At 61.9% G+C, this 15452-nt stretch carries 14 protein-coding genes; 7 read left to right on the top strand and 7 right to left on the bottom strand.

Annotation, left to right across the window (positions count from 1 at the left end; translation table 11 throughout):
• Nucleotides 1-40: 40 nt before the first annotated feature.
• The 6 genes from B0H98_RS04310 to B0H98_RS04285 all read right to left on the bottom strand — a co-directional run bounded on the left by B0H98_RS04310 (nt 41) and on the right by B0H98_RS04285 (nt 6077).
• Entirely contained in the window at nt 41-577 is a 537-nt protein-coding gene (locus B0H98_RS04310) for an acyl-CoA thioesterase (protein WP_106373808.1), read from the bottom strand.
• Nucleotides 578-646: 69 nt separating this feature from the next.
• The gene (locus tag B0H98_RS04305) at nt 647-1957 is read right to left on the bottom strand and encodes a short-chain fatty acid transporter (RefSeq protein WP_106373807.1); all 1311 of its coding nucleotides are present in this window, start codon (nt 1955-1957) and stop codon (nt 647-649) included.
• Nucleotides 1958-2074: 117 nt separating this feature from the next.
• Nucleotides 2075-3364 carry an MATE family efflux transporter gene (locus B0H98_RS04300; RefSeq protein WP_106373806.1) on the bottom strand — a complete coding sequence of 430 codons (1290 nt, stop codon included), beginning with the start codon at nt 3362-3364 and terminating at the stop codon, nt 2075-2077.
• 13 nt (nt 3365-3377) lie between these two features.
• Entirely contained in the window at nt 3378-3626 is a 249-nt protein-coding gene (locus B0H98_RS04295; protein WP_106373805.1) for a YfhL family 4Fe-4S dicluster ferredoxin, read from the bottom strand.
• A 76-nt stretch (nt 3627-3702) separates the two neighbouring features.
• A complete protein-coding gene (gene coaD, locus B0H98_RS04290; RefSeq protein ID WP_106373804.1) occupies nt 3703-4197 on the bottom strand; it encodes a pantetheine-phosphate adenylyltransferase in 495 nt (164 codons plus the stop codon).
• A complete protein-coding gene (locus B0H98_RS04285) occupies nt 4194-6077 on the bottom strand; it encodes a beta-ketoacyl synthase (RefSeq protein WP_244182965.1) in 1884 nt (627 codons plus the stop codon). The genes coaD and B0H98_RS04285 overlap by 4 nt, the downstream gene beginning before the upstream one ends.
• 209 nt (nt 6078-6286) lie before the next feature.
• On the opposite strand from B0H98_RS04285, the gene trmB reads away from it, so the two are divergent.
• The 6 genes from trmB (at nt 6287) to B0H98_RS04255 (ending at nt 13121) form a co-directional block, all read left to right on the top strand.
• Entirely contained in the window at nt 6287-6952 is a 666-nt protein-coding gene (gene trmB / locus B0H98_RS04280; protein WP_106373802.1) for a tRNA (guanine(46)-N(7))-methyltransferase TrmB, read from the top strand.
• Entirely contained in the window at nt 6949-7278 is a 330-nt protein-coding gene (locus B0H98_RS04275) for a DMT family transporter (protein ID WP_106373801.1), read from the top strand. Before trmB ends, B0H98_RS04275 begins: the two co-directional genes overlap by 4 nt.
• An 11-nt stretch (nt 7279-7289) precedes the next feature.
• A complete protein-coding gene (gene dacB, locus B0H98_RS04270; RefSeq protein ID WP_106373800.1) occupies nt 7290-8762 on the top strand; it encodes a D-alanyl-D-alanine carboxypeptidase/D-alanyl-D-alanine endopeptidase in 1473 nt (490 codons plus the stop codon).
• Nucleotides 8763-8791: 29 nt separating this feature from the next.
• Entirely contained in the window at nt 8792-9163 is a 372-nt protein-coding gene (locus B0H98_RS04265) for a diacylglycerol kinase (RefSeq protein ID WP_106373799.1), read from the top strand.
• 26 nt (nt 9164-9189) lie between these two features.
• Complete coding sequence (gene glnE, locus B0H98_RS04260) at nt 9190-12147, top strand: bifunctional [glutamate--ammonia ligase]-adenylyl-L-tyrosine phosphorylase/[glutamate--ammonia-ligase] adenylyltransferase (protein WP_106373798.1); 2958 nt, start codon at nt 9190-9192, stop codon at nt 12145-12147.
• An 80-nt stretch (nt 12148-12227) separates the two neighbouring features.
• The gene (locus B0H98_RS04255; protein ID WP_106373797.1) at nt 12228-13121 is read left to right on the top strand and encodes an AEC family transporter; all 894 of its coding nucleotides are present in this window, start codon (nt 12228-12230) and stop codon (nt 13119-13121) included.
• A 48-nt stretch (nt 13122-13169) separates the two neighbouring features.
• Here the strand turns inward: B0H98_RS04255 and B0H98_RS04250 are convergent, their stop codons facing one another.
• Nucleotides 13170-13538, bottom strand: coding sequence for a hypothetical protein (locus B0H98_RS04250; RefSeq protein ID WP_106373888.1), 369 nt, complete (start codon nt 13536-13538; stop codon nt 13170-13172).
• Between the two features lie 287 nt (nt 13539-13825).
• On the opposite strand from B0H98_RS04250, the gene B0H98_RS04245 reads away from it, so the two are divergent.
• Nucleotides 13826-15451 (top strand): BCCT family transporter, encoded by a 1626-nt coding sequence (locus B0H98_RS04245; protein WP_106373796.1) that lies wholly within the window; start codon nt 13826-13828, stop codon nt 15449-15451.
• Nucleotide 15452: the final 1 nt, after the last annotated feature.

The raw sequence follows: 15452 nt of genomic DNA, 5'->3' as shown, positions 1-15452 counted from the left end.
CCTCCTTGTTGGGCGTGAGAGCAGTGTCGCTGCGTGGTCGTCAAGCCTGCGTCTGGCCAGGTGTGGTCTGCGTCTGATAGTGCTGCTGGGTCATCTTCTCTTCCTGCTCGGCCTGCTTGCGGTGTTTCTTGCGCAGCGCCGCCTTCTCGAAACGCAGCTTCTGGATCGGCGTGGTCAGCGTCAGCGGCGGTACGCTGGCCGGCTTGCCGTCTGAATCCACGGCCACCATGGTCAGGTAGCAGCTGTTGGTATGGCGAATCAGCTTGTTGCGAATGTCCTCGGCCACCACCTTGACGCCAATTTCCATGGACGAGCGGCCTACATGATTCACACACGCCAGAAAGGTGACCAGCTCGCCCACGTGAATGGGCTGCTTGAACAGCACCTGATCGACCGAAAGCGTCACCACGTAGTGGCCAGAGTAGCGGCTGGCGCAGGCGTAGGCGACTTCATCGAGCTTCTTGAGAATGGCCCCGCCATGCACCTTGCCACTGAAGTTGGCCATGTCGGGGGTCATGAGAACGGTCATCGACAGCTCGTGCTGTCCTGGCAGGGCCGTTTGCGCTGCGTCTGACATAATGAATCCTTGTCTATACGGGCTACCCGCCTCCGGCGGGCAGCGCATTCAAGGGTGAGTGCCTGACCACTAGAACCAGACCAGACCCACCGAGATAATGATACCGGTAATGAACAGCTGCACCAGGCAAAAGCCCATGATGTCCTTGGCCTTGAGCCCGGCGATGGCCAGCACCGGCAGCGCCCAGAAGGGCTGCAGCAGGTTGGTCCAGGCATCGCCCCAGGCAACCGCCATCGCCACGCGGGAAATATCCGCGCCCAGCGCCTGGGCCGCCGGCAGCATGACCGGCGCCTGTACCGCCCACTGCCCGCCGCCGGAAGGCACGAACAGGTTAACAATGCCCGCGCTGATAAACGACCAGAAAGGCAGCGACGTTGGCGTAGCAAAGGAGATCAGCCACTCCGACATGCTCTGTGCCAGGCCCGACTGCACCATGATCGCCATGATGCCGGCGTAAAAGGGAAACTGGATGACAATGCCCGCACCGCCCTTGATGGCCTCATTCAGGCTGGTCAGCAGATTGCGCGGCGTACGGTGCAGCACGATCGCCAGAAACAGAAACAGAAAGTTGACGACGTTCAGGTTGAGGCCGCCGCCGCGCAGAATGAAGTGATCCAGCAGGAACACAAGCCCGGGTACGCCCACCAGCAGCGACAGCGCCATGCTGTTTTCAAGCCTCTCGGCCGGGCGGGTAAGTCGGCCCACCGGCGCGGGTTCATCGTCAAGCAACTGAGGGTCGACGTACACGCTGTCCTGTTCATCGGGCAGCATCAAACGGTTGACCAGCGGCACGGCGATAAACAGGCACACCACAATCGCCAGGTTGAAGAAGGCGAAGATGGTCGAGCCTGTGCCGATCACACCGATCTGGTCGGCGGTGAAGTGGCCCTCGGTGGCAATCGTCAGCGGTACCGACCCGGCCAGACCGCCGTGCCAGACGATAAAGCCCGAGTAGGCGCTGGCCACCAGCAGGCGATAATCGACCCGCACCAGCCGCGCAAGCTCCTTGGCAAACAGCGCGCCCACCACGAGGCCGAACCCCCAGTTGATCCAGCTGGCGGCAAGCGATACCAGCGTCACCAGAATGATCGCGCCGCCCGGGCTTTTTGCCGTACCGGCAAGCTTTTGCAGAATGCGCTTCACCGGCGGTGAGCTTGCCAGCATGAAGCCTGTCACCAGCACCAGCAGCATCTGCATGGAGAAGGTCAAAAGCCCCCAGAAACCATCCCCCCACATGCGCATGACGGCCAAGGGTGTCTGGCGTTCCACGGCGATAGCCGCCACCGCCGCCACCAGAGTCAGCAGCAGCACGAAGATATACGGATCGGGCAGGTAGCGCTCGACCAGCTTGACGGCCGGTTTGGATATCATCTTAAGCATGAGGAAGCTCTCTTATTTGTTGTCAGCACAATATACGGCGGCGCGGGAGGGTTTTCACCATCAACCGTCAGGTTGATAAGCCGGCTGGAAGCCGAAACGCCCGCCAGGGGCGGTCCACTAGTACCAGTAGAGGCGCCGGTAGCGGCGGTAGTAGCCGATCAGCACCGCCGAGCGCACGGCAATGAACAGCGTAAAGGCCAGCCACAGCCCGTGATTGCCAAGGCCCTGGGTGAGCCACCAGGCAGGCAGGTACACCGCCATGGCGATAAAGATGCTGTTGCGCATTTCGCGCACGGCGGTGGCACCTATGAAGACGCCGTCGAACAGATAGCTCCATACCGCTATCAGCGGCATGGCGACCATCCAGGGCAGATAGCTTGCCGCGGTGGTGCGCACCTCATCAAGCCCGGTCAGTAGCGCCACCAGCTGATTGCCGCCGAGGGCAAAGAGCAAGGCGGCGCCACCCGCCGTCCATAGTGAAAACAGCGCCGCCCGGCGCACGATGGTGGCCAGCTCCTGCCAGTTGCGGCGGCCGTAGGCGCGGCCCACCAACGCCTCGGCCGCGTGAGCAAAGCCGTCGAGCGCGTAGCTTGTCAGCAGGATGAACTGCAAGAGCACCGCGTTGGCGGCCAGTACCGTATCGCCCTGACGTGCGCCCTGAGCGGTAAAGAAGGCCATCACGAACAGCAGGCCCAGGGTGCGCACAAACAGGTGGGCGTTGATGGAAAACAGCGCCCCGTAGGCCGAAAGCGCCAGCAGCCGCGCTCGGGAGAAGTGCCCGCTCAGTCGCTTCAACTGGCGCAGCACCAGGTAGCCGCCAAATCCGAGCGCGCTGTAATCGGCAATCACGCTTGCCCAGGCGACGCCGTCGCTGGTCATGCCCAGGCCGATCACAAACCACACGTCGAGAATGATATTGATGGTATTGGTCAGCAGCAGAATCATAAGCGTCACGCGGGAGTTCTGCTGGCCCAGAAACCAGCCCAGAATGGCGTAGTTGGCCAGCACCGCAGGCGCGGACCACAGGCGTATCTCGGCGTACTCCCGGGCCAGGGGCGTGGCGATATCGCTGCCATCGAGCAGCCAGAGGCCAAGTGAAATCAGCGGTGTGGAGAAAATAATCAGCAGGATGCCGATGACGCCGGCGATGATCAGCGACTGGCCCAGCAGGTTCTGGACATCGCTATCGCTTTCGCGGCCCAGTGCCTGGGCTACCAGTCCGGTGGTGCCCATGCGCAGAAAGCCAAAGCCCCAGTAGAGAAAGCTGAACAGCGTCGCGCCCAGGGTAACGGCCGCCAGATAGCGGGCGTCCGGCAGGTGGCCGACCACGGCAGTGTCCACCAGCCCCAGCAGCGGGACGGTGATATTGGAAAGGATGATCGGCCAGGCAATGGCCCATATACGCACGCGCCGCCTTGGCTCAGGCGGCGGTGATGATGCGGTATTTCTCGAGAAGCTGCTGCTGCGTTTCCGGTCTGGCCGGGTCAAGCGGAATGCAGTCTACCGGGCACACCTGCTGGCACTGCGGTTCATCGAAGTGGCCAACACACTCAGTGCACAGGTTCGGGTCGATGACATAGACCTCTTCACCGGGTGAGATCGCATCGTTGGGGCACTCGGGCTCGCAGACATCGCAGTTAATGCATTCATCAGTGATCATCAGGGCCATGGGCATACCTCGCGAATGGCTGGCACGCTGGGTCGTTCACACGAACCCTGAGCGTTTTACTCAACAATGTTGGGGGTTAGGTAGTGTAGTGCCTGCGCAGCGCTTGTGCGACCTGAGAAGGCACCAGCGATGAAATATCGCCACCCAGCTTGGCAATTTCCCGCACGATGGTCGAGGAGATGTAGGAGTTCTCCACCGCCGGGGTCAGAAAGACGCTTTCGAGCTCCGGGTTCTGGGCGCGGTTCATGTTGGCAAGCTGCAGCTCGTATTCGAAATCCGACGCCCCGCGCAGGCCACGCAGAATGATTCTGGCGTTCTGCTCCTGCATGAAACGGGTCAACAGGCCGGAAAACCCCACGGCCTCGACGTTGCCAAGCGCCGAGCAGGTGGCCTGGGCAAGCGCAATGCGCGTGTCCAGGTCAAGCGCTGGCTGCTTGTTGGGGCTGGCCGCCACGCCGATCACCACCTTGTCGAACAGCCTTGAAGCGCGTTCGATCAAATCGAAGTGCCCGTTGGTGATCGGGTCAAAGGTACCGGGATAGACGGCGATATTGACGCGTGGCGCGCTCATCGCGAGCTCTCCTCGTCGATTCGGCCAAAGGGATTGTCGCTTGTCAGCGAAACCGGCTGGGCGTAGCCCGGAATATGGATCCGATCAGCGGAAATCTCAAGCTCCGGGCCCTCAAGCACGTCTTCACCGAACTGGTAGCGGGGCGCGTAGTGGCCGGTATCCGCCTGGGCGAGGTAGGCATCCGCCTGGGCGCGCACGGCCTCGCGGCGCTCCTTCCAGGCGCTGATGGCCGCACTGCCGTGACGCTGGAGCAGCAGTCGCTCGGTCACGTCCGGGGAGAGCACCACGCCGGTGGCGTTATTGCCGCCAAACCCCTTGGCGTTGATGAACGAGGCGTCCGCCTTGAACCCCATGGTGGCCTGGGAGAAGCGCAGCCGCTCGGCGTGCACGTCGTCGGCCACCGCGTCAAGCGTTGGAATACCGGGCACCAGGCCGTAGGCGAAGCTGCCCAGGGCGCTTGCGAGCTGGTCGCCGGCGGCAGAACCCTGGGAGTGGCCGATGAACGACTTGATGGCCGCTACGGGCCAGTTCGTGATGCCATTGGCGCGGGCGATTTCATCCAGCACGTGGGATTCAGTGGTGCGGTTCTTGGGCGTGCTGGTGCCGTGGGCGTGCAGGAAGGTGCGCTCCTTCAGGCCTTTCTCGCCGAGGATGTCGCGCACCAACGAGGCCGCCTTGCCAAGAGTGATGTAGTTACCGATGCCCGGAGCCGAGATAGAGCGCTTGTAGCCGTCGGCGTTGACGAATACCTCCGGCACGGCGCCCAGAATGTCGGCACCTGTTTCAAGGGCCAGCGCGTCGTCCATCAAGAGTACGAACTGGCTGGCTTCGGCCATGGTGAAGCCGCAGTTGCGCGCAAAGGGACGGCTGGCGCGCTGGTAATCGGCATCGGTCAATAGCTCGAGGGCGTCCAGGGCCTTCAAGCTGGCGTCATCGGCGAGGGCGCCCATGGCGCGAAAGCCTTCGATGATTTCCGGGGTGATCGGTGCATCGGCCGTACCCACCATGACCACCCGCCGGCGGCCGGCGCGAATATCCTCGATACCCAGGCGCAGGTTATACAGAAAGCTTGCGCAGGCGCCCAGCACGGCGCCGGTGCCGCCCACGCTTCCCAGCACGTAGGCGTTCAAGAAGTCCGCCGGCATCTGCCCGTAGCCCAACGGCATCTGCTTGGAGGTTGCCCGTTGGCCGCTGACCAGGCTCTTGAGCAAGCCGCCCCAGCCGGCATCGTCCAGTTGGCCAATCGAGTTGCCCGCATACACGGCGATATGGTCTGGATTCAGCGTCTGGCGCAGGGTTTCCCAGGAAAAGCCGCTGGCCCCCAGGCAGTCACTGGCGCCGAACACGGCCATGGAGAGCCCGCGCGGATGGTGAACGCTGCGATACAGGCTTGCCGGGTCGAAGCCGCTTGGCAGCTGGGCCGCCGCGCGTACCTTGGGTGTCTGGGCGTCGGGCAGCAGCGTTTCCAGCACGCCCGCCGGCACGGTAACTTCTACCTCGCGGGCATCCAGTTCACGCACCTGCCAGGTGTCGGGCAGGTGGTCGGGCAGCTGACGGCGGCGCAGGGTAAAGCGCAGCGGCTCCCCAAGCTGCAGGCTGGCCTGGCGGTTGGCGGGCAGTCCGGGGTCGAGGAACTTGGGGTCCTCGTTGCGGCGAATCAGGGTATGGTTCAGTACCTGTTCGCGCAGCGACTGAGCGGGCGAGTCGACAGGCTGGCCCGTACGGTCGTGCCACCCTTTTTCGGAGTGCTCGACAAGCTGCATGAGGGCCGCCAGGCCCTCCAGTGTCTGGCGCTGCTGGTCGGCGGGAAGGGCATCAAGCACAGTGCGGCAAAAGGCCTGATGGCCCGAGGTTCTGCCGGCGGGATTGATGCCGCCCATGCCGACAATCACCGGTAAGTGTGACAAGCCGGGTTCCTCGTGGTGCGGTGGTTTTTGATGATAGTTATCGTCAGTGACAGGCAAAATCGCAGGCTGTCACCGAGCTTAATGAATTTCGTGGGCGTGATCATAGCACCGGGCGCCTAACGGCGTCATGCTGCAAGCATCGGAGACTGATAGAATCACCTCTTTTCAATCTGAGCGATGGCATGCAGTACAATTCACGACCCGTCATATCCAATCAGCCGGGCCCGCATCATGATCTGGCACGCCGGGTAGACCGGGCGCTGGCAACGCCGCTGCGCAAACCCATTGCCGAGCATACGAAGCAGGCATTCGAGCAGGCGCACGCCTGGTATCACGCCCGCCAAGCCCCGCTTGTTCTGGACGCAGGGTGTGGCGTTGGCGTTTCGACCCGACAACTGGCCGCCCGGTTCCCTGACCACGCGGTAATCGGAGTAGACCGCAGCGAGGACCGCCTGGGGCGCGACCACGGCGCATTGCCGGATAACGCGCTGCTGGTACGGGCCGATCTGATCGATTTCTGGCGGCTGGCCGAGCAGGCGGGCTGGGCGCCTGCGCGCCACTACCTTTTATATCCCAACCCGTATCCCAAGGGCGCTCACCTGAAGATGCGCTGGCACGGCCACCCGGTGCTGCCCACGCTCCTGGCCCTTGGGGGCCTGCTTGAGCTGCGCTCCAACTGGCAACTGTATGTCGAGGAGTTTGCCCAGGCGGTGGCCCAGGTAACCGGTAAGCAGGCTGAAACCGGTATATGGCAGCCGCAAGGCGAGTATCTGACCCCGTTTGAAGCCAAGTACGCCCAAAGCGGCCAGACGCTGTGGCGCCTGCAGATCGAGCTGGAGCGGACATGACGTTTGTTTATCTGATCATGGCGATTGTCGCCGAAGTGATCGCCACCAGCGCGCTCAAGGCCTCCGAAGGCTTTACCCGGCCGCTGCCCAGTGTGCTGGTGGTGGTCGGCTACGGGGTGGCCTTTTATCTGTTGAGCCTGGTGCTGCGTACGCTTCCGGTAGGCATTGCCTACGCGATATGGGCGGGGCTCGGGATCGTGCTGGTCACGCTGATGGGGGTGTTCGCGTTCGGCGAAAAGCCCGACCTGCCCGCCGTGGTAGGCATAAGTCTGATTGTGGCAGGCGTGGTCGTGCTGCAAGTATTTTCCAAAATGAGTGTGCATTGAGGCGGATTAACGTGACCTACTTTTCTACAGCAGCGGCGCGCCAGTGGCGTGCCTCCTTCCTGGTTGGCGTGGCGGCGGCTGCGCTGAGCGTCAGCGCTTCGGCCTGGGCCGATTTCACCCGCCTTGGCCAACTGCAGGAAAAAGGCTTTTCGATCAGCGCCGAGGCGCGCCTGCTGGATACCAGCGCCCCGGTCACCCTGGGCAGCCTGAACCCCGAGCGGCAAATGGCGCCCGCCTCGGTCACCAAGGCGTACATGGCCGCCGCGCTTCTCAACCGCTTTGGCCCCCAGCACCGCTTCACCAGCCAGCTGGTCAGCAGTGGCAGCATCGATAACGGCGTGCTGCGCGGCGATCTGGTATTTGAAGGCGGCGGTGACCCGGGATTGACCACGGAGAACCTGTGGCGCCTGGTGCAGCGCCTGCAGATGGCCGGGGTCAACGAGGTGGATGGCGCCCTGGTCGTGAGCCAGTGGCGCTTTGGGCCGGTGGATTGCATTACCACGGACCGCTGCAATGCGCGCACCCGGGTCACCAATGCCTACAGCGCGCCGCTGACTTCGGCGGGGGTCAACTTCGGCAGCTGGTGCGTCAACGTGGCGCCCTCCAGCGCTCCCGGTGAACCCGCCCGCGCCACGCTATGCGACAGCCAGCAGCCGCTGATCACCATTGATAACCAGGTCGTTACCCGGCCCGCCAACAGCGGTACCGAGATCAGCGCCGAGCGGATTACCGATGAGCGTGGCGACGTGATGCGCGTCACCGGCCAGATTTCGACCAACGCCATGGCCCAGGACATCTACCGCGGCGCCGGCGACGCCGCCGAGGAAACCGCCAAGGTGCTGCTGGGCATGTTGAATCAGGCTGGTATCGTGGTGCGCGACCCCTGGCGGCTGACCACCCTGCAGCCTGCCAGCAACGCTCGGCGTCTGGCCGCTGTGGATAGCCAGCCGCTGCAGGAGCTTTTGCTGCGCACCATGAACTACTCCAACAACTACATGGCCGACGTGCTGGCCTTGAATCTGGTGCAGACGCCTCAAGCGCAGCTGCGTCAGGCAGGAGCGGCCATCGAGACCTATGCCCAGCAGCTGCCGGGCCATGGGCCGCTCACGCTTTACAGCGGCAGTGGGCTGACCACGGAAAACCGTACCTCGGCCCACGGCGTCAACGTGATGCTCGAAGACATGTATCGCCAGAGCGCGCTGTTCCCAAGCTTTGTGGCCGCGTTCCAGTCACCGGCCAACGGGGTCATGCGCTTTATACGGCGAGGCTCGCCCACCTTTCAAAATAACGTCATGCTGAAGACGGGCACGCTCAACCAGCCCTTTGCGGTTCGCGCAGCGGCAGGCTACTTTCGTACAGCCAGCGGACGTTGGGGCGTATTTAGCGTACTGGTGAACGGAAGCGGTAACACACCTTATATAAGCTGGCCTGAGGTGCTGGACCCGCTGTCCCTCGATCTGGACGCGATGATTCTGGCGAACTGATTCTTTTACGCGCACGTGAGGCAAGCTGCATGAAACCAGGGCACACCGGTTTAACCCATTTGGTGCACTCGACGCGTTACTCATGGAAAGGGTTGAAAGCCGCCTTTCGCAACGAGACGGCCTTTCGCCAGGAGGTAGGCATTGCGGCCGTGATGCTGCCCTTTGCCTGGTGGCTCAGCAATGACGCGATTAGTTGGCTGATGCTGGTGGGCAGCCTGTTTCTGGTACTGATCGTCGAGCTTTTGAACAGCGCGATCGAGAATGTCGTCGACCGTATCGGCACCGAGCACCACGTGCTTTCCGGGCGGGCCAAGGACATCGGCTCGGCGGCGGTGATGCTCTCGCTGATCATGGCGGCACTTACCTGGGGTCTGCTTGGCTGGCAAAAATTCTTCGGCTAGCGTTTTCGCTTGGCAATGAGGTGGTTATGCAACTAGACGACGGCTTTTTATGCGCACATATTCTGCCCGAGGCGCTTTTCGATGCGGCACGCAAGGCGGGCCAGCGGCTTGGCGATGCGCTTGGTCAGGCGGACAGCGTTGCCTCGATGACCAAGCAGCCGCTGCCATCCCGGCACTGGGAAGCGCTTGCCGAACCGCGCCGCGAGGCGCTCACCCGGGTCGTCACGGTTTCCACCTTTGCACTCGATACGCTGGCACGCTACCCGGGCTGGCTGGGCGAGCTTGAAGCTTCTGGGGAGCTTGACGCCGCGCCTGCGCGCCACGACCAGCAGCAGTGGCTTCATGCCGCGCTTGATGGCGCCGAGGATGACGCTGCCATGCAGCGGGTACTGCGCCGGTTTCGGCGGGCGCGCATGCTGGGAATTGTATGGCGTGACCTGAACCGCCCGGCGGGCCACACCATGTGGCATACCGCCCAGGCGGTTTCCCAACTGGCCGAGCTGTGCCTGGAAGGGGCGCTTGGCTGGCTCGAGCGGTTCTACGCCAGCCGCTGGGGGCTGCCCGCTACGCGAGCCGACGGCTCGCCCCAGCGCCTGGTGGTGTTGGGCATGGGCAAGCTGGGGGCGGGGGAGCTCAACCTCTCCTCGGATATCGATCTGATCTTCGCCTTTCCCGAAAAGGGCGAAACCCAGGGCGGGCGCAAGCCGCTGGAGCATCAGGAGTATTTCACCAAGCTTGGCCAGAAGCTGATTGCCGCGCTCGACGCGATGACCGCCGATGGCTTCGTGTTTCGAGTGGATATGCGCCTGCGCCCCTTGGGCGACGGCGGGCCGCTGGTGGGCAGTTTCTCGATGCTTTCAAGCTACTATCAGGATCAGGGCCGCGAATGGGAGCGTTATGCCATGCTCAAGGCGCGCCCGGTGGCCGGCGACCTGGAGGCCGGCACCGAGCTTCTGGCAAGCCTTAGGCCCTTCGTCTACCGCCGCTATCTCGATTTTGGTGCCATCGAATCGCTGCGCGAACTTAAAGCCATGATCAACCGCGAAGTGAAGCGCAAGGGCATGCAGAGCAATATCAAGCTTGGCCCTGGCGGAATTCGCGAAGTGGAGTTCGTGGTGCAGGCGTTTCAGCTGATTCGTGGCGGCCGCGACACCGAGTTGCAGATCACCTCGCTCTACAAGGCGCTGAATCGCCTGCCAGCCTTGGGGCTTCTGCCCCAGGCAGTGGTGGATGAGCTGCTGCCCGATTACGCCTTTCTGCGCGATATCGAGCACGTGCTGCAGGCCCTTGAAGACCGCCAGACCCAGACGCTGCCCGTGGATGAGCTTGATCAGGCGCGCGTTGCCTTTGCCATGGGCTACCGGGAGTGGCCCGCGCTGATGGAGGCCCTTGAGGCCGCGCGTGAGCGCGTGCGCCGCCACTTTGACGCGGTGATTGCCGACCCGGAAGAGGAGGAGGCCGAGGAGGCGGGTAAAGAGAGCCGCCTGGCGCCGGCCCAGTGGCGGCTGATATGGCGCAACGAGCTCGACCAAGAGGACGCGGTGGCCTACCTGCGCGACTCTGGCTTTGCCGAGCCTGATAAAGTGCTCAAGCGTCTGCAGAGCCTTTACCATTCGCGCCAGGTGCAGAGCATGCAGCGGATCGGTTTTGAGCGCCTGGATGCGCTGATGCCACTTCTGCTGGCGGCCGTGGCCGAAAACGAGATGCCGGATATTGCGCTTGCCCGGGTACAGCCGCTGATCGAGTCGGTACTGCGGCGCACGGCGTATCTGGCGCTGCTGCGCGAAAACCCCCACGCCCTGGAGCATCTGATGCGCCTGTGCGTGGCCAGCCCCTGGATTGCCGAGCAGCTGGCGCGTTACCCCATTCTGCTCGATGAGCTGCTGACCCCGGAAACGCTCTACACGCCCGCCGACAAGACGCGCCTGGCCGATGAGCTGCGCCAGACGCTCAACCGCCTGCCGGAAGAGGATGAAGAGGCCCAGCTGGAAGCACTGCGCGTGTTCAAGCACGCGCAAATGCTTCATGTGGCTGCATCGGACGTGGCGGGCACGCGCCACTTGATGAAAGTAAGCGATTACCTCACCTATATCGCCGAGGTGATTCTTGACGCCGTACTGGCTATGGCCTGGAAGCACGTGACTCGCAAGCACGGCGCCCCTCAGGGGCTCAACGCGCGCGAGCCGGCCTTCCTGATTCTGGGGTACGGCAAGCTCGGCGGTATCGAGCTTGGCTACGGCTCGGACCTTGACCTGGTGTTCCTTCACGATAGTGATGGTAAAGGCGCCACCGACGGCGCGCGACCGATCGAGACGCCGCTGTTCTTTACTCGCCTGGGCCAGCGGATCATCCATCTGCTCACTGCGGTGACCCCCGCCGGCAGTCTGTATGAGGTGGATATGCGTCTGCGCCCTTCAGGCAATGCGGGCCTTCTGGTCACCTCGCTCGATGCCTTTGCCGACTACCAGCAGCAGAATGCCTGGACCTGGGAGCACCAGGCATTGGTGCGCGCCCGCGTGGTGGCCGGAAGCGAGACGCTTGCCAAGCGCTTTGACCAGATTCGTGGCGAGATACTCGGACGCCAGCGCGATACCCAGACCCTGCGCGATGACGTGGTGAGCATGCGTCACAAGATGCGCGATCACCTGGGCAGCAAGGCGCCGGATACCCGCTTTGATCTCAAGCACGACGCCGGAGGCATGGTCGATATCGAGTTCCTCTGCCAGTACGCGGTGTTAGCACTTGCTCACCAGACGCCAGCACTGCTGACCTATAGCGACAACATCCGCATTCTTGAGACGCTGGCTGATAGTGGGTACTTACCTGCCGAGGAGGGCGAACAGCTCAAGCAGGCGTATCTTGCCTACCGCAGCCGCACTCATCGCGGTGCGCTGACCGGCGAAAAGGCCATGGGCGAACCAGAGGACTTCAAGATGCACCGGACAGCGGTAGGCGCACTCTGGCAGCGCTTTCTTGAACCCTGAACAGGGGCGTGAAGTGGCTGTGCCCACACCATAACAACAAGAGATGTGACCATGTACCCACGCCAACCGGGGCACACTCCATGATGGGGCATATTCTGGCCACCCTGCTGCCGGTGTTTCTGATTGCCGGTAGCGGGGCGCTCTATGGGCGTTTTCGCACGCCGGATATCAGCAGTCTCAACACCCTGAACATGGAGCTGTTCGTTCCTCTGCTGGTGTTTGCGGTGCTGGCCGACCGTCAGGCGCCGCTGGCGGATTACGCATGGCTCGGGTTTGCCGGCGCCGCCGTCGTGCTGGGGTCGGGGCTCGTGCTGTGGCCGCTGGCGGCCTGGTTGAAACTGGATATAAAAACCTTTCTGCCGCCCATGATGTTCAACAATACCGGCAACATGGGCGTGCCGCTGCTAGTGCTGGCCTTTGGTGAGGCGGCGCTGCCGGCGGCGGTGGTGCTGTTTATCGTCGAGATGGTGCTGCACTTCTCGGTGGGGCTTTACATGATCAACCCGCGCACCTCGGTGTGGCACATCCTGCGCATGCCCATCGTGGCGGCAAGCCTGGCTGGGCTGTTGGTGAACGTGAGCGGGGTAGGGCTACCGGGCTGGCTGCTGGAAGCCATGCACATGCTGGGTGGGGTGTGTATTCCACTGATGCTGTTTGCCTTGGGCGTGCGGCTTCTGGACGTGGATCTAGGCGACTGGCATACGGGCTTGCTGGGCGCGGTACTTTGCCCGCTTTCCGGGCTGATGATTGGCCTGCCGTTGATGTGGCTACTTCCGCTGGAGCCGCTTCAGATGGCAGCGCTTCTGGTGTTTTCCGCCTTGCCGCCTGCGGTGCTCAACTACCTGGTGGCCGAGCAGTTCAAGCTCGCCCCCCAGAAAGTGGCCTCGCTAGTGCTTATCGGCAACCTGGGAAGCCTGATCGTGATGCCGCTTACGCTGGCGGCTGCATTTGCATGGGTATATGCGCCGCTTTAAAAGCGGCGCGATCTGTTTCAGAAAGAAGCAAGAACGCTCTATTTCGGCTTAGCGGTGGGGCGTTTCCTGTTTGACTTCATAGCTGCCCTCCAGCGCGTCCTGATGACCTGAACGGGGCTCGGTTCGGGCATGCGGATGAGCATAGCCACCGCCAATATCCTGAGCCTGGTCGGCACGCATCTGCTCCATGCGCTTTTTCATCTTGTGACGCATGAACGGCATCATCGCCCAGCCGATCAGAAGAAAGATCAGGCCAAGCACCACGCCAACCACCATCAATGCTCCAAACGCCAGCCACGTTAATAAAAGCTTCAGGCTGCCCATCAACCCGGTGGGTCGGGTCTGCGCGGCACGTGCCCGCCACTGGTGGGCGGCCTGCCAGGCAGCGTTACGTTGGTCGCGATTCATCTGTGGCATAAAAGCCTCCATCGTCGTTTGCCTTATTGGAACACAGCTAGCCTGGCAAGTTCATTGGTAGCTTATGCGCATCGTTTTACATGGCGGCATTTACCCAGCTTTTAGTTAAAGCACTTGTTTCAAGCAGGCCGGCAGCAGGGTGTCAGCTATTACAGACAACGATAAACGGATTAAGGTACAACATTTGTGTTTAGTTCAATGAAAACTGTACATAAACATTGGTGAGGCGCTAGGGTTATGAACGTCTGTGCAGTTTTAACGGAAGATCTAGCTAACAGGGTGGTTATATGTCGAATCATGGAGGAAAGTCGGTTTTTATCGCATCGACTGTGATCATTTTTAGCCTGGTGGTGGTAGGAGCTGCCTTTCCGGACGGTTTTGGCAGCGCCGCCGAAGCGGCATTGGGTACCGTCACACGGCTTTTCGGCTGGTTTTATCTGATCTCGGTATTCGGATTTGTCATCTTTTTGTTTGCACTTGCGTTCAGCAAGTATGGAAAGGTGCGCCTGGGGCCTCAGGACAGCACGCCCAACTACAGCTTCTTTTCCTGGATAAGCATGCTGCTGGCGGCAGGATTTGGCGTGGGGCTGGTGTTTTACGGCATGGCCGAGCCCATGACCCACTATATCGAGCCTCCTTATGGTGATGTGACCGCCGAAACCGAGGCGGCAGCGCGCTATGCCATCCAGTACAGCTATTTCAACTGGGGCATTCATCAGTGGGCGGCGTTCTCGGTGGTAGGACTCATCATTGCCTACTTCCAGTTTCGTAAAGGGCAGGCGGGGCTTGTCTCGTCGGTGCTCTCATCGGTAACCGCCAAGAAGCCGCGTCTGCGGCCTTACGCCTCCTGGCTTGACGTGTTTGCCGTGGTGGCCACCGTGATGGGCGTGGCAACGTCTCTGGGGCTTGGCGTACTGCAGATGAACGGCGGCCTGAATGCGGTTTTCGGCCTGCCGGAAAACGGCTTCTGGCAGTTCATCATTCTGCTGGTGATGTTCTGCGCCTATATGCTGTCGACCTGGTCGGGGCTCGATAAAGGCATCAAGCGGCTCTCCAACCTGAACATGGCGTTATGTATCGGCCTGATGCTCTATGTGCTGGTGACCGGGCCGACGATTGCCATTCTCGAAACCATTACGCTCGGTATCGGCGACTACCTGCAGAACTTCATCGGCATGAGCCTGCGCATTTCGCCCTACAGCGATAACGAGTGGGCCAGCAGCTGGACGATCTTCTACTGGGCCTGGGTCATCGCCTGGTCGCCGTTCGTAGGCACGTTCGTGGCGCGGGTCTCGCGCGGGCGTACCATCAAGGAGTATGTGTTTGGCGTGCTGCTGGTGCCGCCTTTGCTTGCCTGCCTGTGGATTGGCGTATTTGGCGGCGCGGCGCTGAACATGGAGCTCAACGGCGATAACGTTGGCCTGGCGGCGGCTACCCAGGACAACATTACCGTGGCGCTATTCGAGATGTTCGAGCTGATGCCGTTCTCGGGTGTGCTGTCGGTGGTGGCCATGCTGCTGATCTTCATCTTTCTGGTCACCTCGGCGGATTCGGCCTCGTATATCGTGGCGCAAATGACCGATAATGGCTCCATCAATCCGCCCCTTTACAAGCGAGTTATCTGGGGCGTGCTGATCGCTGCCATCTGTTTGACGCTGATCGTGGCTGGCGGCCTTTCCGGGCTTCAGTCGGCAGCGGTGCTTGCGGCACTGCCGTTTACCTTTATTCTGTATATGATGGTGATCGTGCTGGTGCGCGAGCTGCGCGCTGACCGTAAAGCCATGCTGACGCAGCTGTATCGTCGCCATGGCGAAACGCCGGTGGGTGCCGACGCTTTTGAAGCCGAGCAGATGGGTGAAGAAGAGCGTCTGCGGCGTGCGCCGAGTATCGTCAATCGGCGTATCAATAGTTAAA

Origin of the sequence: Vreelandella songnenensis (assembly GCF_003002925.1) — a bacterium.
In the GTDB taxonomy this organism is placed as follows: domain Bacteria; phylum Pseudomonadota; class Gammaproteobacteria; order Pseudomonadales; family Halomonadaceae; genus Vreelandella; species Vreelandella songnenensis.
Note: the sequence above shows the minus strand (reverse complement) of the source record. Positions and strands in the feature narration are given on the sequence as shown.

Coding starts and splice junctions, on each gene's coding strand:
- B0H98_RS04310 (WP_106373808.1), bottom strand. CDS start 577: ATGTCAGACGCAGCGCAAACGGCCCTGCCAGGACAGCACGAGCTGTCG.
- B0H98_RS04305 (WP_106373807.1), bottom strand. CDS start 1,957: ATGCTTAAGATGATATCCAAACCGGCCGTCAAGCTGGTCGAGCGCTAC.
- B0H98_RS04295 (WP_106373805.1), bottom strand. CDS start 3,626: ATGGCCCTGATGATCACTGATGAATGCATTAACTGCGATGTCTGCGAG.
- coaD (WP_106373804.1), bottom strand. CDS start 4,197: ATGAGCGCGCCACGCGTCAATATCGCCGTCTATCCCGGTACCTTTGAC.
- B0H98_RS04285 (WP_244182965.1), bottom strand. CDS start 6,077: ATGGGCGGCATCAATCCCGCCGGCAGAACCTCGGGCCATCAGGCCTTT.
- trmB (WP_106373802.1), top strand. CDS start 6,287: ATGCAGTACAATTCACGACCCGTCATATCCAATCAGCCGGGCCCGCAT.
- B0H98_RS04275 (WP_106373801.1), top strand. CDS start 6,949: ATGACGTTTGTTTATCTGATCATGGCGATTGTCGCCGAAGTGATCGCC.
- B0H98_RS04265 (WP_106373799.1), top strand. CDS start 8,792: ATGAAACCAGGGCACACCGGTTTAACCCATTTGGTGCACTCGACGCGT.
- glnE (WP_106373798.1), top strand. CDS start 9,190: ATGCAACTAGACGACGGCTTTTTATGCGCACATATTCTGCCCGAGGCG.
- B0H98_RS04255 (WP_106373797.1), top strand. CDS start 12,228: ATGATGGGGCATATTCTGGCCACCCTGCTGCCGGTGTTTCTGATTGCC.
- B0H98_RS04250 (WP_106373888.1), bottom strand. CDS start 13,538: ATGCCACAGATGAATCGCGACCAACGTAACGCTGCCTGGCAGGCCGCC.
- B0H98_RS04245 (WP_106373796.1), top strand. CDS start 13,826: ATGTCGAATCATGGAGGAAAGTCGGTTTTTATCGCATCGACTGTGATC.